At 72.2% G+C, this 24,887-nt stretch carries 18 protein-coding genes; 10 read left to right on the top strand and 8 right to left on the bottom strand.

Annotated features, from left to right (window positions below; genetic code table 11):
• Positions 1 to 82 precede the first annotated feature (82 nt).
• Both xylA and xylB read right to left on the bottom strand, forming a co-directional pair.
• Positions 83 to 1,243 carry a xylose isomerase gene (xylA, locus tag ACTWPP_RS19035; protein ID WP_443105625.1) on the bottom strand — a complete coding sequence of 387 codons (1,161 nt, stop codon included), beginning with the start codon at positions 1,241 to 1,243 and terminating at the stop codon, positions 83 to 85.
• An 11-nt stretch (positions 1,244 to 1,254) separates the two neighbouring features.
• Positions 1,255 to 2,637, bottom strand: coding sequence for a xylulokinase (gene xylB / locus ACTWPP_RS19040; protein ID WP_443105626.1), 1,383 nt, complete (start codon positions 2,635 to 2,637; stop codon positions 1,255 to 1,257).
• Between the two features lie 105 nt (positions 2,638 to 2,742).
• On the opposite strand from xylB, the gene ACTWPP_RS19045 reads away from it, so the two are divergent.
• On the top strand, positions 2,743 to 3,948 hold the full coding sequence (locus tag ACTWPP_RS19045; RefSeq protein WP_443105627.1) for an ROK family protein: 1,206 nt from the start codon (positions 2,743 to 2,745) through the stop codon (positions 3,946 to 3,948).
• 11 nt (positions 3,949 to 3,959) lie between these two features.
• Here the strand turns inward: ACTWPP_RS19045 and ACTWPP_RS19050 are convergent, their stop codons facing one another.
• The 3 genes from ACTWPP_RS19050 to ACTWPP_RS19060 are packed head-to-tail and all read right to left on the bottom strand — an operon-like array spanning position 3,960 to position 8,859.
• On the bottom strand, positions 3,960 to 5,516 hold the full coding sequence (locus ACTWPP_RS19050; RefSeq protein ID WP_443105628.1) for a glycoside hydrolase family 43 protein: 1,557 nt from the start codon (positions 5,514 to 5,516) through the stop codon (positions 3,960 to 3,962).
• Entirely contained in the window at positions 5,513 to 7,834 is a 2,322-nt protein-coding gene (locus ACTWPP_RS19055; protein WP_443105629.1) for a beta-glucosidase family protein, read from the bottom strand. Before ACTWPP_RS19055 ends, ACTWPP_RS19050 begins: the two co-directional genes overlap by 4 nt.
• A complete protein-coding gene (locus ACTWPP_RS19060) occupies positions 7,831 to 8,859 on the bottom strand; it encodes a LacI family DNA-binding transcriptional regulator (protein WP_443105976.1) in 1,029 nt (342 codons plus the stop codon). The genes ACTWPP_RS19055 and ACTWPP_RS19060 overlap by 4 nt, the downstream gene beginning before the upstream one ends.
• A 275-nt stretch (positions 8,860 to 9,134) precedes the next feature.
• Here ACTWPP_RS19060 and ACTWPP_RS19065 point away from each other — a divergent pair, with 275 nt between their 5' ends.
• From ACTWPP_RS19065 to ACTWPP_RS19080, 4 genes are all read left to right on the top strand, one after another.
• Entirely contained in the window at positions 9,135 to 10,430 is a 1,296-nt protein-coding gene (locus ACTWPP_RS19065) for an ABC transporter substrate-binding protein (RefSeq protein WP_443105630.1), read from the top strand.
• A complete protein-coding gene (locus tag ACTWPP_RS19070) occupies positions 10,427 to 11,419 on the top strand; it encodes a carbohydrate ABC transporter permease (RefSeq protein ID WP_443105631.1) in 993 nt (330 codons plus the stop codon). Before ACTWPP_RS19065 ends, ACTWPP_RS19070 begins: the two co-directional genes overlap by 4 nt.
• Positions 11,416 to 12,246: a carbohydrate ABC transporter permease gene (locus ACTWPP_RS19075; protein ID WP_443105632.1), complete on the top strand. Its 831-nt coding sequence runs from the start codon at positions 11,416 to 11,418 to the stop codon at positions 12,244 to 12,246. Before ACTWPP_RS19070 ends, ACTWPP_RS19075 begins: the two co-directional genes overlap by 4 nt.
• Before the next feature lie 367 nt (positions 12,247 to 12,613).
• The gene (locus tag ACTWPP_RS19080; RefSeq protein ID WP_443105633.1) at positions 12,614 to 13,711 is read left to right on the top strand and encodes a lytic polysaccharide monooxygenase auxiliary activity family 9 protein; all 1,098 of its coding nucleotides are present in this window, start codon (positions 12,614 to 12,616) and stop codon (positions 13,709 to 13,711) included.
• 263 nt (positions 13,712 to 13,974) lie between these two features.
• Here the strand turns inward: ACTWPP_RS19080 and ACTWPP_RS19085 are convergent, their stop codons facing one another.
• Both ACTWPP_RS19085 and ACTWPP_RS19090 read right to left on the bottom strand, forming a co-directional pair.
• Positions 13,975 to 15,702, bottom strand: a complete 1,728-nt coding sequence (locus ACTWPP_RS19085; RefSeq protein WP_443105634.1) for a glycoside hydrolase family 6 protein — start codon at positions 15,700 to 15,702, stop codon at positions 13,975 to 13,977.
• Positions 15,703 to 15,747: 45 nt separating this feature from the next.
• On the bottom strand, positions 15,748 to 17,232 hold the full coding sequence (locus tag ACTWPP_RS19090) for a cellulase family glycosylhydrolase (protein WP_443105635.1): 1,485 nt from the start codon (positions 17,230 to 17,232) through the stop codon (positions 15,748 to 15,750).
• A 305-nt stretch (positions 17,233 to 17,537) separates the two neighbouring features.
• On the opposite strand from ACTWPP_RS19090, the gene ACTWPP_RS19095 reads away from it, so the two are divergent.
• Positions 17,538 to 18,614, top strand: coding sequence for a LacI family DNA-binding transcriptional regulator (locus ACTWPP_RS19095; RefSeq protein WP_443105636.1), 1,077 nt, complete (start codon positions 17,538 to 17,540; stop codon positions 18,612 to 18,614).
• A 117-nt stretch (positions 18,615 to 18,731) separates the two neighbouring features.
• Positions 18,732 to 21,653, top strand: a complete 2,922-nt coding sequence (locus ACTWPP_RS19100; RefSeq protein ID WP_443105637.1) for a glycoside hydrolase family 48 protein — start codon at positions 18,732 to 18,734, stop codon at positions 21,651 to 21,653.
• Here ACTWPP_RS19100 and ACTWPP_RS19105 read toward each other — a convergent pair.
• Positions 21,643 to 21,909 carry an alpha/beta fold hydrolase gene (locus tag ACTWPP_RS19105; RefSeq protein WP_443105638.1) on the bottom strand — a complete coding sequence of 89 codons (267 nt, stop codon included), beginning with the start codon at positions 21,907 to 21,909 and terminating at the stop codon, positions 21,643 to 21,645. The two genes, ACTWPP_RS19100 and ACTWPP_RS19105, sit on opposite strands and share 11 nt — an antisense overlap.
• A gap of 49 nt (positions 21,910 to 21,958) precedes the next feature.
• Between ACTWPP_RS19105 and dinB the strand changes: the two genes are divergently transcribed.
• The 3 genes from dinB to ACTWPP_RS19120 all read left to right on the top strand — a co-directional run bounded on the left by dinB (position 21,959) and on the right by ACTWPP_RS19120 (position 24,879).
• Entirely contained in the window at positions 21,959 to 23,149 is a 1,191-nt protein-coding gene (dinB, locus tag ACTWPP_RS19110; protein WP_443105639.1) for a DNA polymerase IV, read from the top strand.
• 171 nt (positions 23,150 to 23,320) lie between these two features.
• A complete protein-coding gene (locus ACTWPP_RS19115) occupies positions 23,321 to 24,001 on the top strand; it encodes a GntR family transcriptional regulator (RefSeq protein WP_443105640.1) in 681 nt (226 codons plus the stop codon).
• A gap of 71 nt (positions 24,002 to 24,072) precedes the next feature.
• On the top strand, positions 24,073 to 24,879 hold the full coding sequence (locus ACTWPP_RS19120) for an SAM-dependent methyltransferase (protein WP_443105641.1): 807 nt from the start codon (positions 24,073 to 24,075) through the stop codon (positions 24,877 to 24,879).
• The last annotated feature ends 8 nt before the right edge of the window (positions 24,880 to 24,887 follow it).

Below are 24,887 nucleotides of genomic sequence, written 5' to 3' on the forward strand. Positions count from 1 at the left end.
GAGGTGGCGGGACGCTGGGGCCGTCCTGACATGCGGAAGCCCGCCCCCGGGAGGAGAGGGCGGGCTTCCGGGCCAGGGACGTCTAGGAGCGGACGCCGTAGAGGTGTTCGAGGGCGAGCTGGTCGAGGTGCTCGAACGCGGTGCGGCGGGTCGCGAGGGCCTCGATGTCGGGCGAGGCGTCGCGGACGGAGCGCCAGTCCTCCCCGTCGGCGAGGGTCGGCTGTGCCAGTTCCTCCAGCTTGGCCTCGCGCAGGGCGCTCTGGACGTCCGGGTCCGCGCGGAACGCGCGGGCCTTCTCCCGCAGGATCAGCCAGTTGCGCATGCACGCCGCCGCCGACTCCCACACGCCCTCGTCGTCCTCGGTGCGCGGCGGCTTGAAGTCGAAGTGGACCGGGCCGTCATAGTCGCTCTGCTCGATCAGGTCGACGACCCAGAACGCGCCGCGCGCGTTGCCGGCGCCGAACCGCAGGTCCTGGTCGTAGCGGGGGCCGTGCTGCCCGTTCAGGTCGATGTGGAACAGCTTGCCCTGCCACAGCGCCTGCGCCAGCCCGTGCGCGTAGTTCAGCCCCGCCATCTCCTCGTGCCCGACCTCGGGGTTCAGGCCGACGTTGTCGGAACGCTCCAGCGTCTGGATGAAGGCGAGCGCGTGGCCGATGGTGGGCAGCAGGATGTCGCCGCGCGGCTCGTTCGGCTTCGGCTCGATCGCGAACCGCAGGTCGTAGCCCTGGTCGGCGACGTAGGCGCCGAGGACGTCGAACGCCTCCTTGTAGCGGTCCAGCGCCGCCCGGACGTCCTTGGACGCCCCGGACTCGGCGCCCTCCCGGCCGCCCCAGCACACGTAGACCCGCGCGCCCAGCTCGGCGGCGAGGTCCAGGTTGTCCATGACCTTGCGCAGCGCGAACCGGCGCACGTCGCGGTCGTTGGCGGTGAACGCGCCGTCCTTGAAGATCGGGTGGCCGAACAGGTTCGTGGTGGCGGTGGTGACGACCAGGCCCGTCTCGTCCAGCGCCTTGCGGAACGCGTCGATCCTCCCCTGCCGCTCGGCGGGGGCGGCGTCGAAGTCGAACACGTCGTTGTCGTGGAAGTTGACGCCGTAGGCACCGAGCTCGGCCAGCTTGCGGACGGCGCGGTCGGCGGGCATCGGCGGCCGGGTGCCGGGGCCGAACACGTCGACGCCCTGCCAGCCGACCGTCCAGATGCCGAACGAGAACCGGTCCTCGGGTACGGGCGTGTAGTCGCTCATGGGAGACCTCCTCAGATCTGCGGGGCGGAGTCGCGCAGCGCGGCGTAGCGCTCGCGGATCTCCTGCCCGGTGTGCTCGCTGGTGTGCTCGGTCGCCGGCGGCGCCGGCCAGGAGGGCGGCTCCGCGGACCCGGCGAGGGCCCACGCGGCCTGGCGGGCGGCGCCGAGCGCGACGTACTCGGCGGGCCCGGGGACGGTCACGGGCGTCCCGAAGATCGCCGGGGCGAGGGCCCGGACGGCCTCGGAGCGGGCGCCGCCGCCGATCAGCAGGGTGCGGCGGGGCCGGATGCCCTGCGCGGCGAGATGGTCCACGGCGTCGGCGAGGGAGCACAGCAGCGCCTCCACCGCCGCCCGCGCCACGTTCTCCCGCGTCGCGTTGGACGAGGTGAGCCCCGCGAGGACGCCGGTCGCGTCCGGCCGGTCGGGGGTGCGCTCGCCGTCGAGGTAGGGGAGCAGCGTCACGCCCCCGGCGCCGGGTTCGGCGGCGAGGGCGAGCGCGGACAGCTCGTACAGCGCGGCCCCGGTCATGGCGGCGGCGGCCGACAGGATCCGCGCGGCGTTCAGCGTGGCGACGAGGGGCAGGAACCGGCCGGTGGCGTCGGCGAACCCCGCGACCAGGCCGGACGGGTCGGCGGCGGGCTCGTCCGCGACCGCGAAGGCCGTGCCGGACGTGCCGATCGACACCACGATGTCGCCGGGCCGCAGCCCGAGGCCGAGCGCGGCGCCCATGTTGTCGCCGGTGCCGGGGCCGAGCACCGCGCCCCAGGCCGTCTCGCCGACGCGCTCGCCGGGCGCGGCGAGGCGCGGTGTCTCGGCGTCGTGGCCGAGCGCGGCGCGCAGCAGGTCGGGCAGGTAGGCGCCGGTCGCGGGGGACCAGTAGCCGGTGCCGGACGCGTCGCCGCGGTCGGTGACCGGCTCGGGCGCGCCGAGCCGCAGCGTCAGCCAGTCGTGCGGGAGCATCACCCGCTCGGTGCGCCGGGCGTTGTCCGGCTCGTGCTCGGCCATCCAGCGCAGCTTGGTCACGGTGAAGGAGGCGGGCGGGACGCTGCCGGTCCGCTCCGCCCACGCCTTCGCGCCGCCGAACTCCTCGACGAGGGCGCGGGCCTGCGGCGCCGAGCGCGTGTCGTTCCACAGCAGGGCGGGCCGGACGACCTCGCCCGCGGCGTCGAGGGCGACCATGCCGTGCTGCTGGGCGGCGACGGCGACCGCGTCGGCCCGTTCGAGCAGGTCCCGCACCTGCGAGAGCGCGCCCCACCAGTGGCCGGGATGGCATTCGGTCCCGTCCGGATGCGGTGCCGACGCCTCGGCGACCACGGTGCCGTCCCCGGCGCGGCACAGGACGACCTTCGTCGACTGCGTCGAGGAGTCGACGCCCGCGACCAGGCTCTCGGCCATCCGTCCCACCCTTCGTGAGGAGCCCTTTCGTAAAGAGCATGGACTAATTAACGTAGCAGAGGGGTACCGCCCTGCCTATACACGCGAATCATTTAGGGTTCATTCATGACGAAGTCCGCGAACGCCCCCGTCCGGCACGCGACGATGCGCGAGCGGAACCTCGCCGTCGTGCTGGAGCACATCGCCCGCCACCAGCCCGTGACCCGGGCGCGCCTCGCGGAGCTGACGGGCTTCACCAAGACGACCGTCTCGAACCTCGTCTCGCTCCTGGAGAGCGCGGGCCTGGTCCGGGACGGCGCGCCCGTCCACGAGGGGGAGCGCGGGCGTCCGGGCGTGGGGGTGTCCGTCCACGGCGAGGGCGCCGCCGGGCTGGGCCTGGAGGTCAACGTCGACTACCTCGCCGCCTGCGTGATCGACCTCGGCAAGCGGGTCCGCTACCGGCACGTGATCAGCGCCGACAATCGCGGACGCGAACCCGGCGCCGTCCTCGCCGCCCTCGCGGCCCTCGCGGCGGAGGCCGTCTCCGCCGTCGCCGGGCAGGGACTCACCGTCGCCGGCGCGGCTGTCGCCCTCCCCGGCCTGCTCGACCGCGAGAACGGCGTGGTGCGCCACGCGCCGAACCTCGGCTGGACCGACGTTCCGGTCACCGGCGCTCCCGGTCTCGACGCCGCGCTGCCCGCCGAGTACGACAACGAGGCCAACCTCGCCGCCCTCGGCGAGCTGTGGTTCGGCGGCGGGACCCGGTTCGGCGACTTCGTGCACGTCTCGGGCGAGATCGGGATCGGCGCCGGCATCGTCGTGAACCGCCGGGTGTTCCGCGGGGCCCACGGCTTCGCCGGCGAACTCGGGCATCTGGTGGCCGAGCCCGCGGGCCCGCCCTGCTCCTGCGGCGGCCGCGGATGCCTGGAGCAGATCGCCGGCCAGGACGCGATCCTGCGCGCGGCCGGACTGCCCGTGACGCGGCCCGCGGCCGGGGCCGCGAGTCCGGTCGCCACGCTCATCGACCGGCTGAACTCCGGCGACGGGGCCGCCCTGCACGCGGTGGACCGGGCCGGCCGCGCGCTCGGCGGGGCGCTCGCCTCCGTCGTCAACCTGATCGACCCGGACACCATCGTGCTCGGCGGCGTCTTCTCCCCGCTGGCCGACTGGGTCCGCCCCCCGCTCCAGGCGGTCCTGGCGGACGGCTCCGGCTCGCTCCGCCGGGGAGTGCCGCCGGTGGAGATCTCCGGCCTCGCCGAGGGCGCCGCCGTCCTCGGCGCCGCCGGACTCGTGATCGAACGCGTCATCGCCGACCCCGCCCTGCTTCTCTAGAGCCGTCCTTCTTAGAGCGGGACGTATTCGAACCAGGCGAAGTCGGCGTGGTTGGTGCCGGCCCGGCCGTTGGCGGTGGCGTAGAGACCGATGTAGGCGCCGGTGAACCCGCCCGCGACCTGGCTGCTCAGGAGGTCGCCGTCGACGGGATCGCCGAGCGGCGTCCAGCCCCCCGGCTCCACGGAGCCGCCCGCTTCCAGGGCGTAGGACGCCTGGTACCAGCGGCCGTGGGCCTCGAACCCGAGCCGGACCGGCCCGGGATGGGCCTGCGCCTTGGCCAGCACGGTCTCGAGCCCCTGCTCGCGCTTGACGAGAAGCAGCCCCTGGCTCGTCGACACGAGCAGGACGTGGAAGTCGTTGTTCTGGACCAGCGCGAGACCCGCCCACTCCTCGTTCGCGGGCACGAAGTCGAGCGAGGTGAAGGCGGCGAAGTCCGGGTGCTGCTGGCGCCGCCCGACGAACGAGGGATTGGCGACGTCGGCGAGGCTCTCCGGCCGGACGCGCAGCCGCAGATGCCCGGGACGCTCGTCCAGGCTCCACCAGCGTTCCCGCGGAGTCCGCAGCATGTTCCAGGCGGGGGCCAGCTCCGGCCCGTCGAACTGGTCGCACATCGGGGCGGCGGGCCAGGGACGCGGAGGCAGCGCCGGAACCGGATGGCTCGGCTCGACCCGGCCGCCGGTGACCGGCCACCCGTCCTCCCACGCGACGGGCGTCAGGAACGTCTCCCGGCCGAGGACGCACCGGTCGCCGTGGTGCGGGCGCATCCCGAGCAGCACCATCCACCATTCGCCGTCCGGCGTCTCCACCAGGTCGGCGTGGCCGGTCCCGACGATGGGGTGGCCGGTTCCGAGATTGCGGTGGGTCAGCACCGGGTTGCGCGGGTTGCCCGCGTACGGGCCGGTGACGGCGTCGGCCCGCGCGACCATCACGGCGTGCTCCAGTGCGGTGCCGCCCTCGGCCGTGAGCAGGTAGTACCGTCCGCCGACCTTGTAGAGGTGGGAGCCCTCCGACCAGATCGAGCCCTTCAGGGCCCCGTCCCAGAGCACGTGCTCCTCGCCGGTCAGCGCCAGGGCGGACGGGTCGAACTCGCGCAGCCAGATCTCCGTGTGCCCCTCGTACCGCCCGGTCAGGCGGGTGCCGGTGCACCAGGCGCGGCCGTCGTCGTCGAAGAACAGGGACGGGTCGATGCCCTCGCCGTCCAGCCGGTGCGCGTCCGACCACGGCCCGGCGGGATCGGACGCGGTCATCACGAAGTGCCCGGACCAGTCCGTGCCGTCCACCAGCGTGCAGACCAGGTAGAAGCGGCCCGCCTGGTTCGGGGGCGCGTGGTGGCGCAGCGTCGGCGCGTACAGGCCCCCGGACGCGGGGACGCCGTCCAGCGGGAGCTGCTCCGGCCGGTCCAGCGCGTGCCCGGCGTGCCGCCAGTGCACCAGGTCGCGGCTGTGGAACACCGGCATGCCGGGGAACCACTCGAACGTCGACGTCACGAGGTAGAAGTCGTCGCCCACCCGGCAGATCGACGGGTCGGGATGGCAGCCCGGCAGCACCGGATTCCGAAACAGGGTCATAGGAGCGTTACCTCAACGGGGACGGTCAGCACCCGGTCCGCATCGAGGACACGGACGGGGCCTTCCAGCGTGAACGAGCCGCGCAGCGGAACAACCGCGCTCGACGGCCCGACGGAGACCTCGATCTCGCCCGGCTCGACGATGCGCCGCAGATCCGGTCCGGTGAACGAGGTGCGGTCGGCGTGCACGTCGAACTCGATCCGCGCCGCGTCGCCGGGCTCCAGCCGGACCCGGGCCCACCCGGCGAGCCAGCGCCCCGGCCGCACCACCGACGCCACCGGGTCCGACAGGTACAGCTGGACGACCTCCGTCCCCGCGTGGTCCCCCGTGTTGCGCACGACGGCGCTGACCGTGACCGACCCGTCCGTGGCGGCCGACTCGTCGACCCGCAGGGCGCCGTACTCGAACGTCGTCCAGGTCAGGCCGTGGCCGAACGGGTACAGCGGGACCGGATCGACCTCGCTCCAGTCGTGCCCGCCGTCCATCTTCGACCGCAGGTAGGTGACGGGCGGGCCGGATCCGCGGCGCGGCACGCTGATCGGCATCCGCCCGGACGGCTCGACCCGTCCCGACAGGACTCCGGCGACCGCCCGTCCGCCCTCCTCGCCCGGGAAGAACGCCTGCACGACGGCCGCGGCCCGGTCGGCGATGCCCTCCAGCGCGTACGGGCGGCCGGTGAGCAGCACGATGACCGTGGGCGTGCCGGTGTCGATCACCGCGGCGGCCAGCTCGGCCTGCCGGCCGGGCAGCGCCAGGGTCTCGGCGTCGCAGCCCTCCCCGGACGTGCCGCGGCCGAAGAGGCCGGCCCGGTCGCCGAGCGCCAGCACGCACAGCTCGGCGTCCCGCGCCGCCGCCACGGCCGCCTGGATGTCGGCGTCGTCGGTCACGAGCACGTCCTTGGAGCCCGCGACCCGCACGTCGGGAAGCTCGGCGTGCAGCGCCTCCGCCAGCGTCGGGATCTCCACCCCGAGCGGCAGTTCCGGATGCTGCCGGCCGACATGGCTCGGGAACGTGTAGCAGCCCATCATCGCGAACGGATCGTCGGCGAGCGGCCCCGCCAGCACGACCCCGGCGCCGGAACGCAGCGGCAGCGTGCCGTCATTGGCCAGCAGCACGACCGACTCCTCCGCCAGCCGCCGCGCCAGGGCCCGGTGCTCGGGCGGATCGAAGTCCAGCGCCTCGCCGTCACCGTCGCCCGGTACCCCGTCCAGCAGGCCGATCTCGGCCTTGAGGGTCAGGACGCGGGCGGCGGCGCGGTCCAGCAGCTCTTCGGGGACGGCGCCCTCCCGGATCTTCTCGATCAGGGGAGTGCCGTAGCAGCGCACGGTCGGGAGCTCCATGTCGACGCCGGCGCGCAGGGCGAGCGCGGCGGCCTCGCCCCGGGAGCCGGCCACGTGGTGGCGGGTCTCCAGGAACGAGATGCCGAAGTAGTCGGCGACGACGATGCCCTCCAGGCCCAGCCGGTCGCGCAGCAGCCCGGTCAGCAGCCGCTCGTCGGCGGCGGCCGGCATCCCGTCCACGTCGGTGTAGGAGTGCATGACCGAGCGGGCGCCGCCGTCGCGCAGGGCCATCACGAACGGTTCGACCAGGACGTCGGCGAACTCGCGCGGCCCGATCGGCGTGGGGGCCATGTTCCGGCCGGCGCGGGAGGCGGAGTAGCCGGCGAAGTGCTTGAGCGTCGAGACGACCCCGGATCGTTCCAGGCCCTGGACGTAGGCGGTGCCGAGGACGCTGACGAGATACGGGTCCTCTCCGATGCACTCCTCCGTCCGGCCCCAGCGCGCGTCGCGGACGACGTCCAGCACGGGTGCGAGGCCCTGGTGGACGCCGGCCGCCCGCAGGCTCCCGCCGATCGCCGCGGCCATGGCGCCGACGAGGTCGGCGTCGAACGACGCGCCCCACGCGGGCGGGCTGGGGAAGACGGTGGCGCCCCACGTCATGAAGCCGTTGAGGCATTCCTCGTGCGCGATCGCCGGGATGCCGAAACGGTTTCCGGCGGCGACGCGCCGCTGCAGTTCGCGGAGCCGGGCGGCGCCCTCGGCGGCCGGGACGGGAGCGGTGCCGAACACGCGGGTGAGCTGGCCGAGGCCCCGGTCCAGGATCTCGTCGAGGGACGGGGCGTTCTCGTGGGAGTCGTCCTCCATGGGGGCCACGGGCCCGCCGGGCTCGGCGGGCAGCGCCCAGTATCCGGCGAGCTGGCCCGCCTTCTCCTCCGGCGTCATCCGGGCCAGCAGGTCGGCGACCCGCTCGGCGACCGGCAGCCCGCGATCACGCCAGGGCTCACGGGTCGCGCTCGCGGCCGGGACGGCTTCGGTCATCGCTCCTCCGATGGTGGTGGTGCGGTGGAGGCGCGGACACGCAGATCGGTGGCCAGCTCCACGCGGGGGGTCAGGGGCGGCCGCCCGTCGAGCAGCTGGAGCAGGGTCCGGGCCGCGACCCGGCCCATCTCCTCCAGCGGCTGCCGGACGGTCGTCAGCGGCGGCGACAGCCACTCGCAGGTCGGCAGGTCGTCGAAACCGACGACGCTCAGGTCCTCGGGGATGCGCAGGCCGGCGAGGCGGGCCGCCTGGTAGGCGCCCATCGCCTGCTCGTCGCTGCCGGCGAAGATCGCCGTCGGCGGATCGGGGAGCTCCAGCAGTTCGCGCGTCCGGGCGAAGCCGCCCTGGTGGTGGAAGTCGCCGTACCGGACGAGGTCCTTGTCGACGTCGATCCCGGCGCGCTCCAGGGCCGTCCGGTAGCCGTCCACCCGGGCCTGGGTGCACAGCATGTCCGCGGGGCCGCCGATCATCCCGATGCGGCGGTGGCCGAGCCCGAGCAGATGCTCGGTGGCGGACATCCCGCCGGCCCAGTTGGTGGCGCCGACGCTGGCGATGTCGTTGTCCGGCAGGTTCACCGGGTCGACCAGGACGAGTCCCACGCCGGCGCGGGCCAGCTGGTCGCGCTGACGGCGCGTCATCCGGGACGTCACCAGGATCACCCCGTCGCTGTGGTGCAGCGCGGGCAGGTTCTGCCAGCTCGGCGGGCGGGCGTCGTCCTGGCGCACCAGCGAGACGACGACGCCGGTGCCGTGCTCGGCGCACTCGGCCTCCACGCCGCGCAGGATCTCCACCGCCCACGGGCTGTCCAGACCGGCCAGGACGAGGTCGATCAGGCCGGACCGGCGGGCGCGCCGGGCGCCGCCGGGGCCGGGATAGTTGTGGGTGCGCAGCAGCGCCTCCACCCGTTCACGGGTCGCGGCGGCGACGTCGGTCCGTCCGTTGAGGACCTTGGACACCGTGGCGGGGGAGACCCCCGCCTCGGAAGCGATGAGCGCCAGCGTCGGCCGGGACGGCGGATCTGGCATCTCGTCGGTGGTGCGCACGGGCACGCTTCTCTCCTCCCCGAGGAAACGATTGCGAACAGTATCGCAATGTTTCGCCCACTCCTAGCCCCCGAGGGCGGTAACTCTTCCGCACATAATTGCGGTCAACCGGCGCTCAGGTCTTGACCACTGGGGGTCGCGTTCTTAGAGTTCCACGGCAACGGAGCCCCGAAGACTTTCGAAATGTTTCGAACGGGAGCGAGATCGTTCCCACCGTTCAGGCCATCGCCCACCACCCCCGGATCCAGGAGACCACCATGGGCATCCCACACCTATCGCGACGTTCGTTCCTGACCGCAGTCTCCGCGGGAGCCGTGCTGGTCACGGCCGCGCCCATGCTCGCCGCGTGCGGCGGCGACTCCGGATCGGACGGCAAGGTCACGGTCGAATGGATGAACATCGCGACCACCGAGCCGTCGCAGAGCCTCTTCCCGAAGATCGCGAAGGCGTACGAGGCGCAGAACCCGAACGTCGACATCAAGGCCACCAGCCTGGAGAACGACGCCTTCAAATCGAAGATGACGGCGCTCGTCGCCTCCGGCGACCTGCCCGACATCTACGTGACCTGGGGCGGCGGCGTGCTCAAGCAGCAGATCGACGCCGGGCTCGTCAAGGACATCACCTCCGACGGGGCCGAAGTGCTGGGGACCATGACCGACGTCTCCAAGAAGCCGTACCAGTTCGACGGCAAGACCTACGCCGTGCCCTACGACATGGGCATGGTCGGCTTCTGGTACAACAAGAAGCACTTCGAGAAGGCCGGGATCAGCGGCCCGCCGAAGACCTGGGCCGAGTTCATCGACGCCGCCCGCAAGCTCAAGGACGCCGGCATCACGCCCATCGCCCTCGGCGGCAAGGACAAGTGGCCCGGCCACTACTACTGGGCCTACCTGGCGATGCGCATCGGCGGCATGACCGGGATGGAGCAGGCGGCCAAGAGCAACGACTTCGGCGGCGCCCCGTTCGTCCAGGCCGGTGAGAAGCTGAAGGAGCTCGCCGACCTGCAGCCCTTCCAGCAGGGCTACCAGAACGCCGGCTACGACACGCCCGGCGGGCAGGCCGCGACGATGGGCGCCGGCAAGGCCGGCATGGAGCTGATGGGCCAGTGGGCGCCCGCCGTCCAGAAGGACGCCTCCGGCAAGGACCTGGGCGAGGACCTGGGCTGGTTCCCCTTCCCGACCGTCGAGGGCGGCCCGGGCGCCGTGACCGACGTGTTCGGCGGCGGCAACGGGCACGCGGTCAGCAAGGACGCGCCGCCCGAGGCCGTGGACTTCCTCGCGTTCCTCATGAACGCGCAGAACGAGCGCGAACTCGTCTCCTCGGGCGCGTTCATGCCGGTCGTCAAGGGCGCCGAGAGCGCGCTGACCGACGAGAACCGCAAGATGGTCGCCGACGCGCTGAACGGCTCCACCGGGTTCCAGCTCTACCTGGACCAGGCGTTCCCGCCCGCCGTCGGCCAGGAGGTCAACGACAGCGTCGCCTCGCTCATCGCGGGCAAGAAGTCGGCGCAGGAGGTCGCGCAGTCGATCACCAAGGTGGCCCAGAGCCAATGACGCTGTCCGCCCCGACCGATGATCGGCCGCGGCACGCCGCACGGGCCCCGCGAAAGCGGGGCCCCGAGGCGTCGGCGGGGAGACGGCTGCGCGGCTGGCTGTCGAGCACCTGGTTCCTCACGCCGGCGCTGGTGCTGTTCGCCTGCTTCGTCCTGATCCCCATCCTCGTCGCCTTCTTCACCAGCTTCTTCAAGTGGGGCGGCTTCGGCTTCCCCGACGACTTCGTCGGCCTGGAGAACTACCGGAACCTGGCCGGCGACGAGGTCTTCCGCGGCGACCTGTGGCGCGGCTTCCTGCTGGTCGTGCTGTCGCTGGTCGTCCAGCTGCCGCTCGCCCTCGGCACCGCCGTCCTGCTCAACCAGAGGATGCGCGGCAGGGCGGTCTACCGGGCGGTCTTCTTCGCGCCCTACATCCTGGCCGAGGTGATCGCCGGAGTGCTGTTCGGCATCATCTTCCTGCCGGGAAGCGGCCTCGCCGACGCCCTCGTCGAGGACCTGCCGCTGCTCGGCGGGCTCGCCGGCAAGTGGTTCTCCGACCCCGCCACCGCGCTGCCCACCCTGATCGCCGTCATGACGTGGAAGTACTTCGGCTTCCACATGATGATCTACCTCGCCGGGCTGCAGGGGATCCCGAAGGAGATCCTGGAGGCCGCGTCGATCGACGGGGCCGGGGCGTGGCGGCGGTTCCGCAGCGTCACGCTGCCGCTGCTGGCGCCGACCCTGCGGATCAGCGTGTTCCTGTCCGTCATCGGCTCGATCCAGCTCTTCGACCTCGTGTGGGTCACCACGACGGGCGGGCCGACGCATGCAACGGAGACGATGGCCGTCACCATGTACGAGTTCGGCTTCAAGCGGTACCAGATGGGCTACGCCAGCGCGATCAGCGTGGCCATGTTCCTCATCAGCATGGTCTTCTCCCTGCTGTACCAGCGCTTCGCGCTCCGCCGCGACCTGCGGGGCGCGGTCACTTCCGCGGGGGGCCGCCGATGAGCCGCCAGGCGATCGTGCGGAGCATGTCGCGGCACACGCTGGTGTGGGTGCTCGGCTCGTTCATCGTCGTCCCGCTGCTGTACGCGGTGCTGTCGGGCCTCAAGACCACCGGCGCCCTCACCACCGATCCCATCGGGCTGCCGGACGAGTGGAAGTTCTCGAACTACACCGGCATCCTGTCGTCCGGCGCCTTCTGGCGGCAGATCGGCAACAGCGTGATGATCGCGGTCGCCACCACGCTGATCACCGTCGCGGTGTCGGCGATGGCGGCGTTCGCGTTCGCCCGCTACGCCTTCCGGGGACGCGAGATCTTCTTCACCGCGTTCGCGGCGGGCCTGATGTTCCCGCCGGCGGTGGCGGTGCTGCCGCTGTTCGTCCTGCTGCGCTCGCTCGGCCTGCTGGACAACCCGCTCGGCGTGATCCTGCCGCAGGCCGCGTTCGCGCTGCCGATCACGATCATCATCCTGCGCTCCTTCTTCCGGACGATCCCGGCGGAGCTGGAGGAGGCGGCGATCATGGACGGCTGCACCCGGTTCGGCTTCTTCTGGCGCATCCTGCTGCCGATGGCGCGCCCCGCCCTCGGCACCGTGTCGGTCCTCGCCATCGTGACGAGCTGGAACAACTTCTTCCTGCCGCTGCTGGTGCTGGCCGACGAGAAGTGGCACACGATCCCCGTCGGCATCCAGCAGTACCAGGGGCAGTACTCGACGGACTACGCCCTCGTCCTGGCCTACATCGTGCTGGCCATGATCCCCGCCCTGCTCTTCTACGCCGTGGCCGAACGCCAGCTGATCGGAGGACTCACCGCGGGCGCGAGCAAGGGCTGAGCCGCGGGTGATTTCCCGACCCGCCGGCCTTGACCGGCGCAGGGAACAACTGTCAAGCGCCGATCACTTCACGTGATCAAGCATGCGCGTTATGGTCGATTCCCCGTCCCGCCTGCGGTTTCGCGCCCGTTGCCCCCGGCGCGCCGCCGCGGGCGGGACAAACGAGGGGTGACCCCGGCTCCACACGGCCGGGGAACAACCAGGCCGCCGGGGTCCATCCGGGTCGGCGATTCTTCCTCGCGCCCCGGCCCCGGCGGCCGCCCGCAGGGCACCGCGGTGAAAGGGTGAAAGGGCCGTTCACGGGCTCGACCAGCCGGAGTTAGCGTCCGGTTGGGACAGATGTCCCCCGACCCGTGAACGGAGGACGATGGCGACCCGAAGGCGGACGACCCGAAGGCGAACCACCCGAAAACGCAAGGCCCTGGTCGCGGGCGCCGTGCTCGGCCCGGCGATGGTGGCCGGATCCCTGCTGGCGGCGGTGCCGGCGGCGGCGCACGGCGCGGCGATGGTGCCCGGCAGCCGCACCTACCTGTGCTGGAAGGACGGCCTGACCCCCACCGGGCAGATCATCCCGAACAACCCCGCCTGCGCGGCGGCGATCGCGCAGAGCGGCACCAGCTCGCTCTACAACTGGTTCGCGGTGCTGCGCTCGGACGGCGCCGGCCGCACCCGCGGCTTCATCCCGGACGGCGAGCTGTGCAGCGGCGGCGCGGTCGTCTACGACTTCAGCGGCTACGACCTGCCCCGCGACGACTGGCCGGTCACGCACCTCACGTCCGGCGCGAACCTGGAGTTCAGGTACAACAAGTGGGCGGCCCACCCGGGAACGTTCCGCACCTACATCACCAAGGACTCCTGGAGCCCGACGAGCCCGCTGTCCTGGGACGACCTGGAGGCGGAGCCGTTCTACAGCGCCACCGACCCGCCGAGCGTCGGGTCGCCAGGCAACGAGGACTCCTACTACCACTGGAACGCCCGGCTCCCGTCCGGCAAGAGCGGCCGCCACATCATCTACACCGTGTGGGAACGCTCTGACAGCGCCGAGACCTTCTACGGCTGCTCCGACGTCGTCTTCGACGGCGGCAACGGCGAGGTCACCGGGATCGGCGACGGAGACGGGGAACCGACGGACCCGCCCACCGATCCCCCCGGCGACCCGGGCATGGTCTGCACCGCCGCCTACCGCTCCGTCAACAGCTGGGACGGCGGCTACCAGGGCGAGATCACCGTCACCAACACCGGCACGCTGCCGATCAACGGCTGGATGGCCCACCTCACCTTCGCCAACGGCGAGACGATCGCGAGCCTCTGGAACGGCACCTACACCCAGTCCGGCCCCGACGTCACCGTCGGCAACGCCGCCTGGAACGGCGCGCTGGACGTGGGCGACACGGCCACGTTCGGGTTCACGGTGAACACGTCCGGTGCGGCGACCGATCTCGACCCGCACTGCATGACCTCATGACCTCATGACCTCATGACCTCCTGACACGGCACGGCTTCCGGAACGACATCCGACTGGAAGGCTCCCGACAACAGCTGAAGGCTCCCGACAACAGAACGTGGCCCGCGGCGTCCGGACAGGGGACGCCGCGGGCCGCTTCGTTTCCCACGAGTTCCTCCTCGGCGCCGGGTCGTCCCCGGACAGGGAGAGGCCCCGTGACCGGAGCGGATCACGGGGCCCTTTTCCCTTGTGGCCGGTTACCGGCTACCGGTATCGGTCACCGGTTACTGGACGGGCGGGTTGGCGTTCCGGAGCAGCTCCTGGAACTGGGCGGAGAACCAGTGGCCGGAGATCGGCGCGTCCGGCAGGGCACCGCTCGGGTTGCCGCCGTTGCGGGGGTTGCCGCCGTACGCAGGGTCGCACATCTCGTCGAAGCCCTTGCCCTCGTCGTTCGGGATCTCTTCGCTGGCCCCGTCCGACTCGCCCGGAGGCTTGATCCAGACATAGGCGTCGATGCCCGGCTCGGGGGCCGCCGTCGGCCGCTCGCCGAGACCCGCGCCCGACTGGTTGCACCAGTTGCCGAGGTGGATGCGCCGGTCGGTGCGGCCGCCGTCGACGTAGGCGTCCACGTCCGTCGTCGGGCCGGGGCCGGTCGGGCGGTCGGCACCGCCCCAGCCGTTGCGGCTGGTGTCGATGAGCATCCCGATGCCGTCGTCGAAACCGTTGCCGACGAGCTCCTGCCGGTACGCCTGCGCGTACGACAGCTCGTCGACGTAGCGGTTCCAGTCGACCCACGAGGACTGGCGGACGGACGTGCCGTTGACGGAGTCGTTGATGGAGAAGTACGGCTCCGTCAGCGCCCCGTAGTTGGCGGTGTTGGTGATGAAGCCGGTGATGTTGCCGAGCGAGCCGGACATCTGGGCGACCTCGGTGAGCAGGTCGGCGGACGAGGAGAAGTTGTCGTCCCAGCCGAGCCAGCCGTGGTGGCCGATGTCGATGTAGTTGTAGACGTTCGGGATGGCGCCGAGCTCCTGCAGCGCGTAGGCGATGCCCTCCTGGTAGTTGCCGTTCTCCAGCATCTCGTTGCAGTTCTCGGTGGCCACGTCCCCGTCGCCGACGTTGGTGATGAGGTTCGGCAGCGAGTCGATCTCGACGACCGTGACGATCCGCAGGCCGGCGTACTTCTCGTCGCCGAGGATGTCCGCGATCGGGTCGATGAACTCGGTCTTGTACCTGCCGATCTCGTCCGGGCCGAGCTCGCCGTTGGACGCGAGCGCCGCGCAGTCGCGTCCGGGCAGGTTGTAGACGACGACCTGGACCAGGTCGTCGCCCTGGTCGAGCGCGGTGTCGAGATGGTCGCGCAGGCCCATTTTGCCGTTCGCGCCCTCGATCGCGGCGATCCGGTCCATCCACACACCGGTCGGCTCGTCGGCGATCGCGCCGCCGCCGGGTTCGGCGGCGGCATTGGCCGCCCACTGGGGGTTCACGTACACCTCTGCCCCCGCGTACGGGTTATCGGCCCGGTCACCGGGCGGATCGGTCGGCGGGTCGGTGGTCGGCGGGTCGGTCGGTCCCGTGGACCCGGTGCAGAGGACCCCGTTCAGGGTGAACTCGGCGGGAGCCGCGTTGTCGCCCGAGTAGGTGGCCTGGAAGCCCGGGCTGACCGTCGCGTCGGTGCCGAGCGTGCTGCTCCAGCCCGGGTTCGTCACCGTGACGTGGCTGCCGGACTGCGAGAACGTCCCGCTCCAGCCCGAGGTCACCTGCTGGTTGCCGGCGAAGTCCCACTCCAGCGTCCAGCCGCCGGTGATCGGGTCGCCGAGGTTGGTGACCGAGACGGTGGCGGTGAAGCCGCTGTCCCACGAGTTGGCGGTGTAGTCGACCTTGCAGCCGGCGGCCGCGCTGGCCTGGGCCTGAGCCAGCGCGACCGTGCCTGAGGCGAGCAGGAGGGCGGCCGACGCGGCCGCCACGCCGCGGCGGGCGCCGCGTCTCCTGCGCACTGGGGGGTGTCTCATCCGGTGTTCCTCCTCTGGTTGGGGCGGATGTCTTTCCGGTGGGGGTCAGGGAGCGGACAGCAGGTGGTCGCGGAGCCCGGCGCCGTACGGGGTCGGCGTGCCGTCGTAGGAGCTGATCAGCGAGGGGCCGGCGGCGCAGTCCCAGGTGTTCCACGTCCAGCCGAGATAGGAAGCGCCGTGCGCGTCGAGCCACGCCATCAGGGTGTCGACGTAGCCGTGGGAGCAGGTGTCCTCGCCGAACTCGCCGGCGACGAGCGGGACCTGCGCGGCGACGGGCGCGATCTGCTCGTCCCAGCAGGACGCGTCGCTGCAGTAGTTGAAGTTGTAGGAGTGCCAGGAGGCGGCGAGGTTCCCGGTCGGGTCCGACGGCTTCATCGCGAGCCACCGGCTGAGGTCGTTGGAGTAGCTGTTGCCGCCGACCATGACGACGTTCGCGGCGCCGGTTCCCCGGACGGCGTCGAGAAGGTCCTGCATCCCGGCCGCCTCGTAGGTCAGGCCCGTGCAGGCCGGGCCGCCGTCACGCCAGCACTGCCAGGACCGGTCGTAGTCCATGACTTCGAGGTTGTTCGGGTACGGCTCGTTGAACAGGTCGAAGACGACCGCCGTGTCGTTCTTGAACGCGTCGGCCATCTGCCTCCAGAACTCGGGCGCGTACTCGGCGTCCGGCATGGGCTTCAGGCATTCGGCGTCGGCCGTCTCGCAGTGGCTGTCGTGACCGGTCCACAGTCCGTGGCTCCAGTGCAGTTCCAGGATCGGCGTGATGCCGTTCTCTTCGAGCAGGGCGACGTAGTCCTTGACCGCGTTCTGGTACGCGGTGCCGCGGTAGGCGGGTTCGACGTTGTCCAGGCCCAGCCAGCAGTCGGAGTTGAGCGGCACCCGGACGGCGTTGGCGTTCCAGCTCCTGATGGCCGCGACGGACGCGGCGTCCATCGGGCCGTCCCAGATCCCGTTGCCCTGGACGCAGGCGAACTCACCGCCGGACCTGTTCACCCCGCGCAGCCGGACGGCGTCGCCGTCGGCGTCCACCAGGGTGTTCCCCGAGACCTTCAGCTCGGGAGCCGTCCCGCCGGGCGGGGGAGTGGTGGGCGGGTCGGTCGGTTCGTCGCCGTCGCAGGCCGTCCCGTTCACGGCGAAGCCGGCGGGGGCCGCGTTGGCGCCGCTGTAGGTGAACTGCGCACCCACGTTGACCTCCGCGCCCGTGGCCAGGGACCCGTTCCAGTTCTCGTTGACGACCGTGATCGTGCTTCCGGACTGGGACCACCGCCCGTTCCATCCGTTCGTGAGGCGCTGGTTCCCGGCGTAGGAGTACGTCAGCGTCCAGCCGTCCATCGCCGATCCCCGGTTGGTGATCGTGATGGCGGCGGTGAAGCCCGTGCCCCAGTCGTTCGTGGAGTAGTCGACCTGGCAGCCGACGGCGGCGTGGGCGGCGGGCGTGCCGAGTGCGTCGCCGGCGGTGACGAGCGAGCCCGCGAGGCAGAGGGCTCCGGTCAGCGCGGCCACCGCGGCGGTGCGCGGGGTGGGCGATCTCATGCGATCTCCGCTTTCACTGATTCCGCTTTCACTTCGGTGCGTTCGGCTTGGGAGCGCTCCCACTCCTGGACTGACGGTGAACGTAGAACGCCCCGGCGTAGAGGGAGAAGCCTTGTTTCATTACTTTCACGAATTTTCACCGCCCCTCGCGCGCGCGGTGAGGGGACTCGGGAGCCGGGTCGAATCGGTCGCCCGGCGACCCTTGACACGGCACGCGTCCGAACGGATTCTTGGGAGCGCTCCCACTACTCCCCGACCCGGCCTACCCCCCGCACGGCCGGGAACCCCCGAAGGGAGTGCCTAGCGTGACCGTCACCCACCCCCCAGAAGACCCCGTCCTCCCAGAAGACCCAGTCCTTTCCGGAGAATCAGCCCTCCCCAGCCGCCGCCCCCCCACCCTCGCGCACGTCGCGCAGCTCGCCGGAGTCTCCCCGGCGACCGCGTCCCGCGTCCTGAACGGCTCCGCCCGGGTGAGCCGGACCGCCCGGCTCCAGGTCGAGGCCGCCGTCGAACGGCTCGGCTACGTCCGCCGCCGGACCGGCTCCCCCGACCGCGTCTCGTCCGGGACCATCGCCGCCGTCATGTGCGAGGACGGCTGCCGCGTCCTCGGCGACCCGTACTTCGCGCGCCTGCTGTGGGGCGTGCGGCGGGAACTCGCCGGCCGCGCGCCGCTCGTCGTCCTGATGGCCGGCCGCGCGGAGGAGTGGCGGGCCACCACCGGCTACCTGCGCGGCGGGCAGGCCGAGGGCGTCCTGCTCGTCGGCGCCCGCCGCGCCCACCTCGCGCCGCTGGTGCAGGCGGCCGCCGGCGCCCCGGTCGTGCTGGCCGGACGGCCCCTGGAGGAGGTGGCGCTGCCGTACGTCGACGTCGACAACCTCGGCGGGGCGCAGGCCGCCGTCCGGCACCTGCTCGCCTCCGGGCGCCGCCGCATCGGCACCATCGCCGGCCCCGCCGACATGGGCGCCGGCGTCGACCGGCTGGCCGGCTACCGGCTCGCCGTGCAGGAGGCCGGGATGGGCGTCAACGGGCTGGTCTGCCAGGGCGACTTCGGGCGGCTGTCCGGTGAGCGGGCGATGCGCCGGCTGCTGGAACGCCGCCCGGACCTCGACGCCGTCCTCGCCGCGTCCGACCAGATGGCCGTGGGCGCCCTCAGCGCGCTGCGCCGCGCCGGGCGCCGCGTCCCCGACGACGTCGCCGTCGTCGGCTTCGACGACGCGCCGGTCGCCCGGCAGGTCCGCCCCCGGCTGACGACCGTCCAGCAGCCGGCCGAGGACCTCGGCGCCCGGCTGGCCCGCGAACTGCGGGCCTGCACCGGCGGCCGGCCCGCCGGCGATCGCGCCGTCGTGCTCCGCACCAAGTTGATCATCCGAGAGTCCGGCTGACACTCCCCGGACCAGCGCGCCCGCCCCGGGCGCGGCCACCCGAACGCCATCGCCGGACTCCGCCGGTGGTGGAGCCCGGTATGCCCGGACTCGGGCACGCTAGGAAGGAACGAAGGTGTGAGAAGACGGCAACGATGGCGCGCGTTCACCGCCGTGAGCGCCATGCTGACCCTGCTCTGCGGCGGCCTGGGGGCCGTGGTGCCCGCGCAGGCCGCCGCGGCGTCCTGCAAGGTCGTCTACGAAAAGAACGACTGGGGCAGCGGCTTCACGGCGAACATCGGCATCACCAACCAGGGCGACCCGGTCGACTCCTGGGAGCTGGTCTATTCCTATTCCGGGAACCAGCGGCTGACCAGTGGCTGGTCGGGCAGGTGGTCACAGTCCGGCTCCGAGGTCACCGTCCAGAACGAGAGCTGGAACGGGTCCCTGGCCACGGGCGCGACGATCAGCGTGGGCGCGCAGTTCACCTACAGCGGGACGAACACCGACCCCACCTCGTTCACCCTCAACGGCACGCCCTGCAACGAGAGCACGCCCGCCCCGACGGTCGTGCTGACCAGCCCGTCCGCCGGTGCGACGTACTCGGTGGGCGCCTCGGTGCCGCTGGCGGCCACCGCGGAGGCCGCGGACGGGGCGTCCATCACCGAGGTCGAGTTCTACGACCAGGACGGGCCGCTCGCGGACGGCGACACCACCGCCCCCTACAGCCTGGACTGGACGCCCTCGGAGGCGGGTGACTACTCCGTCTACGCCAGGGCGACCGACAGCAACGGCGCGACCGCCCAGTCCACGCCGGTCGGCATCACCGTCACCGCGGAGGCGAGCGTCGTGGCGAGCCCGGCGGCGCTGACCGTCGCGCAGGGCGCCACCGCCACGTACGGCGTGAAGCTCACCGAGGCGCCGTCCGCGAACGTGACCGTGACGACCACCCGCACCGCGGGCAACAGCGGCCTGTCCGTCACCGGCGGCGGGACGCTCACGTTCACGCCGCAGAACTGGTCCGCCGCGCAGGACGTGGAGATCACCGCGAACGACACCGGCACCGGCACGGCGACGTTCACCTCGACCGCGCCCGGCTACGCGGACGCCGAGGTGACCGCGACGCAGGTGGAGACCGGCGGCACCTACACCCAGCGTTTCCTCGACCAGTACAACAAGATCAAGGATCCGGCGAACGGGTACTTCAGCCCCGAGGGCATCCCGTACCACTCGGTCGAGACGTTCCTGGTCGAGGCCCCGGACCACGGGCACGAGACCACGTCGGAGGCCTACAGCTACCTCATCTGGCTGGAGGCCATGTACGGCAGGGTCACGCAGAACTGGGAGCCGTTCAACGACTCCTGGGCGCTGATGGAGAGGTACATGATCCCGACGAGCGAGGATCAGCCGACCAACTCCTTCTACGATCCGTCCGCGCCCGCCACCTACGCCGCCGAGCACCCCGAGCCGAGCGACTACCCGTCGGCGATCGACGACGGCGTCCCCGTCGGGCAGGACCCGATCGCGGCCGAGCTCGAGTCCGCGTACGGGACCGACGACATCTACGGCATGCACTGGCTGCAGGACGTGGACAACGTCTACGGCTACGGCAACACGCCGGGCGGCGGCTGCGAAGAGGGGCCCGGCGCCGACGGTCCCTCGTACATCAACACCTACCAGCGCGGCTCCCAGGAGTCGGTGTTCGAGACCGTCCCGCAGCCGACGTGCGACAGGTTCGAGTACGGCGGCACGAACGGGTTCCTCGACCTGTTCATCGACGACGACTCCTACGCCGAGCAGTGGAAGTTCACCAACGCGCCGGACGCCGACGCGCGCGCCATCCAGGCCGCGTACTGGGCGAACGTCTGGGCCGAGGACCAGGGCAAGACCGGTGAGATCTCGGCCACCGTCGCGAAGGCGGGCAAGATGGGCGACTATCTGCGCTACGCCTTCTTCGACAAGTACTTCAAGCAGATCGGCGACTGCCATCCGGCCTCGTCCTGCCCTGGCGCGTCGGGCAAGGGCAGCGCGCACTACCTGCTGTCCTGGTACTACGCGTGGGGCGGCGCCCTGGACACCAGCGCCGGCTGGGCCTGGCGCATCGGCGACGGCGCCTCGCACTTCGGCTACCAGAACCCCCTCGCCGCGTGGGCGCTGGTGAACGATCCGGCCCTCGCACCGGACGGCGCGACGGCCAAGGCCGACTGGGAGACCAGCCTCACCCGGCAGCTGCAGCTCTACAAGTGGCTGCAGTCCGCCGAGGGCGCGATCGCCGGCGGGGTCACCAACAGCTGGGAGGGCAGCTACAGCACACCGCCCTCCGACCTGACGAAGTTCTTCGGCATGGCCTACGACTGGCAGCCCGTCTACCACGACCCGCCGAGCAACCAGTGGTTCGGGTTCCAGGCGTGGTCGATGGAACGCGTCGCCGAGCTGTACCAGGTCACCGGTAACGCCGACGCCGAGGCGATCCTCGACAAGTGGGTCGGCTGGGCGCTGTCGGAGACGACGGTCGACCCGTCCACGGGCAGCATCCAGATCCCGTCCACGATGACGTGGTCCGGGGCTCCGGACGCGAACTGGTCGTCCTCGACGGGCATGCCGCCGGCAAACACCGGCCTGCACGTCACCGTGGAGGAGTACACCAACGACGTCGGCGTCACCGCCGCGTACGCCAGGACCCTGGCGTACTACGCCGCCAGGTCCGGCGACGAAGCCGCCAAGCAGACCGCCAAGGACCTCCTCGACGCTCTGTGGCGGCACACCGACGCCAAGGGCATCGCGGTCGAGGAGACCAGGGCCGACTACGACCGCGTCAACGACCCGGTCTACATCCCGCCCGGCTGGACCGGGACCATGCCGAACGGCGACCCGATCAACTCCGAGTCGACGTTCATGTCCATCCGCTCCTTCTACGAAGACGACCCCGACTTCGAGCGGGTCTGGGCCTACGCCAACGGCACCAGCTCCACCCCGCCGGTGTTCACCTACCACCGGTTCTGGGCGCAGGCCGACATCGCACTCGCGATGGCGGACTACGGCCGCCTCTTCAACGAGTGACCCTTCGGGGCCTGTGGCGGGCGATCCCCGCCGCAGGCCCCGCCGGGGCCGCGAACCCGGAAAGGGCATCGGCGAGCAGCGCCGGATCCTCCAGCATCGCCATATGCCCCTGACCGGGAAGGACGGCGACGTCCGCGCCTGCACGGAGCCGCTCCATCACCTCCGGTGAGGCGACCTCGCCGAAGACCCTGAACCCGATGACGCTGCCGTCCCCGGACTCCACATGCCGGCTCCCGTCATACCGGACCTCGTCCATTCCGGGAGCGTACAGCGACACACGGCGGCGACTATGCGAACATATGTTCGTGTCCGGAAGCGCCACGATCCTGCACGCCGACCTGGACGCGTTCTACGCGTCGGTCGAGCAGCGCGACGATCCCGGTCTGCGGGGACGGCCGGTGATCGTCGGGGCGGGCGTGGTGCTGGCGGCCAGCTACGAGGCCAAGGCGCACGGGGTCCGCACCGCGATGAGCGGCGGGCAGGCCCGGCGGCTCTGCCCGCGCGCGATCGTCGTCCGGCCCCGCATGAGCGCCTACACCGAGGCGAGCAAGGCGGTGTTCGCCGTCTTCCGCGCCACGACGCCGCTGGTGGAGGGCCTGTCGATCGACGAGGCGTTCCTCGACGTGGACGGGCTGCACCGGCCGCCCGCGGGCGTCGCCGCGCGGCTGCGCCGGGAGATCGCCGAGGAGATCGGGCTGCCGATCACGGTCGGCGTGGCGCGCACCAAGTTCCTCGCCAAGGTCGCCAGCGGCGTCGCCAAGCCCGACGGGCTGCTGGTGGTGCCGCCCGACGGTGAGGCGGAATTCCTGCGCCCCCTCCCGGTGCGGCGGCTGTGGGGGGTCGGCCGGGCCACCGCCGCCAAGCTCGCCGGGTACGGCGTCACGACCGTCGGGGACGTGGCGGACATGCCGGAGGCGACGCTGGTGTCGCTGCTCGGCCCCGGCGCCGGCCGCCACCTGCACGCCCTGGCGCGCAACCGCGACCCGCGCCCGGTGCGCACCGGCGTCCGGCGCCGCTCGATGGGCGCGCAGCGGGCGCTGGGACGCCGCCGGCGGTCCCCCGAGGAACTGGACGCGATGCTCGTCGGCCTCGCCGACCGCCTCGGGGGCAGGCTGCGGGGCGCCGGGCGGGTGTGCCGGACGGTCACGCTCCGGCTCCGGTTCGGCGACTTCGCCCGCGCCACCCGCTCGCACACCCTGCCGCAGGCCACCGCCGAGACCCCGCGGATCCTCGCCGCGGCGAGGGCCCTGCTCGCGGCCGCCGCGCCGGTGATCGAGAGCCGTGGCCTGACCCTGATCGGCGTCTCGCTCGGCAACCTGCACGACGACCGGGCCGTCCAGCTCGCGCTCCCGTTCGAGCAGGCGCCGTTCGAGGGGGGCGGGGCCGTCGACGAGGCGGTCGACGGCGTCCGCGGCCGCTTCGGCTCGGCCGCGATCACCCGCGCCGTCCTGCTCGGCCGCGACCAGGGGACGTCCGTCCCGATGCTCCCCGACTGAGCGCGGTCCGCGCGTGCCCTGGTGCTCCGTGCTTGCTCCCGTGCTTGCTTCCGTGCTTGCTCCCGTGGTTCCTGCCGTGGTTCCTGCCGTGGTCGCGGTCGGCGAGAATGATGGGCCGGTACGGGGAATCGCGAACGACCGGGGGTTCGGCCGAAGGATGAGGAGAACCGGGTGAGTTCCGCGAGGAAGCTGGACCGGACCAGGGAGAGCAAGGTCGAGTTCTGCTACGGGCTGCTGCGGTCGCGCATCCTGGAGGGCACTTACGTGCCCGGGTACCGGCTGGTCATCAACCAGCTCGCCCAGGAGACCGGGGTCAGCACGATCCCGCTGCGCGAGGCGCTGCGCCGCCTGCAGTCCGACGGGCTCGTGGAACTGGTGCGCAACGTCGGCGCCCGCGTCGCCGTGTTCGACGCCGCGCAGGTGGAGCACACCCTGCAGCTCCTGGCCCGGATTGAGGGCTACGCCACCGCGATCTCCGCCCCGTGCATGACGGCCGCGGCGGTCGGCCGCTCCCGCGCGATCAACGACCGCATGATCGAGGCGCTGGAGGCGTTCGACCCCACCGCGTTCACCGCGCTCAACCGCGAGTTCCACTTCTCGATCTACGAGCACTGCCCGGACGCGCACCTGCGGTCCCTGCTGGAGGCCGAGTGGACGCGCCTGGACCACATGCGGCGCCCCGCGTCCGGCTACGTCCCCGGCCGGGCCCGCCGCTCGGTGGCCGAGCACGGGCGGATCCTCGACCTCATCGCCGGGCGCGCCCGCCCCGACGAGATCGAGCGCGTCGCCTGCGCCCACAAGAACGCCACCGCCGGCGCCGTGCACGGCGCCCCGGCCGTGTCGGACAAGTGATCCGCCGGGCCCGGCGGTGCCGATTTGCGCTCCATGAGACGATCGTTTCTCCGGGGACGAGTGGAGTCACGATGGCTGATGAGGAGTGGTCGCCCGCCGGCGTCGACCTGACGACGCCCAACACGGCGCGGATCTACGACTATCTTCTCGGCGGCAAGGACAATTACGCCGCCGACCGCGAGGTGGCCGAACAGCTGATCGAGGTCATCCCGGAGGCGCGGATGGCGGCGCGGGAGAACCACGCCTTCATCGGGCGCGCGGTCCGCTTCCTCGCCGGTGAGGGCGTCCGCCAGTTCATCGACATCGGCACCAAGCTTCCCGCGCGCGGGAACGTCCACGAGATCGCCGCCGAGGTCGCACCGGACGCGACGGTCGTGTTCGCCGACGGCGACCCCGTCGTCCTGGTGCACGCCCGGGCCCTGCTCGCCGGGACGCCGCGCACGGCCGCCGTCCGGTGCGACCCGCACCGCCCCGAGGCCGTCACCGCCGACCCGGAGGTCCGCGAGCTCATCGACTTCGAGCAGCCGGTGGCGTGCGTGCTGGACCGGGTCCTGCACTTCATCGGCGACCCCGCCGAGGCGGCCGCCGCCGTCCGGCGCCTGCACGAGGCCCTGCCGGCGGGCAGCCACCTGGTGTTCACGCACATCACCCACGACCCGGAACCGGAGTCGGGCGGCGACGTCGGCGAGGTGTTCAAGCCGACCAGCGGTCACTTCTGGGGCCGGAGCCGCGCCGAGATCCTCGACATCGTCGGGTCCTTCGAGCTCGTCGAACCGGGCCTGACCTACACCTCGCTGTGGCGGCCCGTCCCGTCCCGCCCGGCCGTCGCGCACCCGGAGCGCACCTTCACCCTGGCGGGCGTCGGCCGCCGCCGCTGACGGGCGCG

Source organism: Actinomadura sp. 3N407 (assembly GCF_052245875.1).
Taxonomy (GTDB): Bacteria; Actinomycetota; Actinomycetes; order Streptosporangiales; family Streptosporangiaceae; genus Spirillospora.

What these genes read in the sequence shown, in the direction of transcription:
- ACTWPP_RS19055 (WP_443105629.1), bottom strand. Translation starts at nt 7,834, where the DNA reads ATGACCGAAGCCGTCCCGGCCGCGAGCGCGACCCGTGAGCCCTGGCGT.
- xylB (WP_443105626.1), bottom strand. Translation starts at nt 2,637, where the DNA reads ATGGCCGAGAGCCTGGTCGCGGGCGTCGACTCCTCGACGCAGTCGACG.
- ACTWPP_RS19065 (WP_443105630.1), top strand. Translation starts at nt 9,135, where the DNA reads ATGGGCATCCCACACCTATCGCGACGTTCGTTCCTGACCGCAGTCTCC.
- ACTWPP_RS19045 (WP_443105627.1), top strand. Translation starts at nt 2,743, where the DNA reads ATGACGAAGTCCGCGAACGCCCCCGTCCGGCACGCGACGATGCGCGAG.
- ACTWPP_RS19080 (WP_443105633.1), top strand. Translation starts at nt 12,614, where the DNA reads ATGGCGACCCGAAGGCGGACGACCCGAAGGCGAACCACCCGAAAACGC.
- ACTWPP_RS19085 (WP_443105634.1), bottom strand. Translation starts at nt 15,702, where the DNA reads ATGAGACACCCCCCAGTGCGCAGGAGACGCGGCGCCCGCCGCGGCGTG.
- ACTWPP_RS19105 (WP_443105638.1), bottom strand. Translation starts at nt 21,909, where the DNA reads ATGGACGAGGTCCGGTATGACGGGAGCCGGCATGTGGAGTCCGGGGAC.
- xylA (WP_443105625.1), bottom strand. Translation starts at nt 1,243, where the DNA reads ATGAGCGACTACACGCCCGTACCCGAGGACCGGTTCTCGTTCGGCATC.
- ACTWPP_RS19090 (WP_443105635.1), bottom strand. Translation starts at nt 17,232, where the DNA reads ATGAGATCGCCCACCCCGCGCACCGCCGCGGTGGCCGCGCTGACCGGA.
- ACTWPP_RS19075 (WP_443105632.1), top strand. Translation starts at nt 11,416, where the DNA reads ATGAGCCGCCAGGCGATCGTGCGGAGCATGTCGCGGCACACGCTGGTG.
- ACTWPP_RS19050 (WP_443105628.1), bottom strand. Translation starts at nt 5,516, where the DNA reads ATGACCCTGTTTCGGAATCCGGTGCTGCCGGGCTGCCATCCCGACCCG.
- ACTWPP_RS19060 (WP_443105976.1), bottom strand. Translation starts at nt 8,859, where the DNA reads ATGCCAGATCCGCCGTCCCGGCCGACGCTGGCGCTCATCGCTTCCGAG.
- ACTWPP_RS19120 (WP_443105641.1), top strand. Translation starts at nt 24,073, where the DNA reads ATGGCTGATGAGGAGTGGTCGCCCGCCGGCGTCGACCTGACGACGCCC.
- ACTWPP_RS19070 (WP_443105631.1), top strand. Translation starts at nt 10,427, where the DNA reads ATGACGCTGTCCGCCCCGACCGATGATCGGCCGCGGCACGCCGCACGG.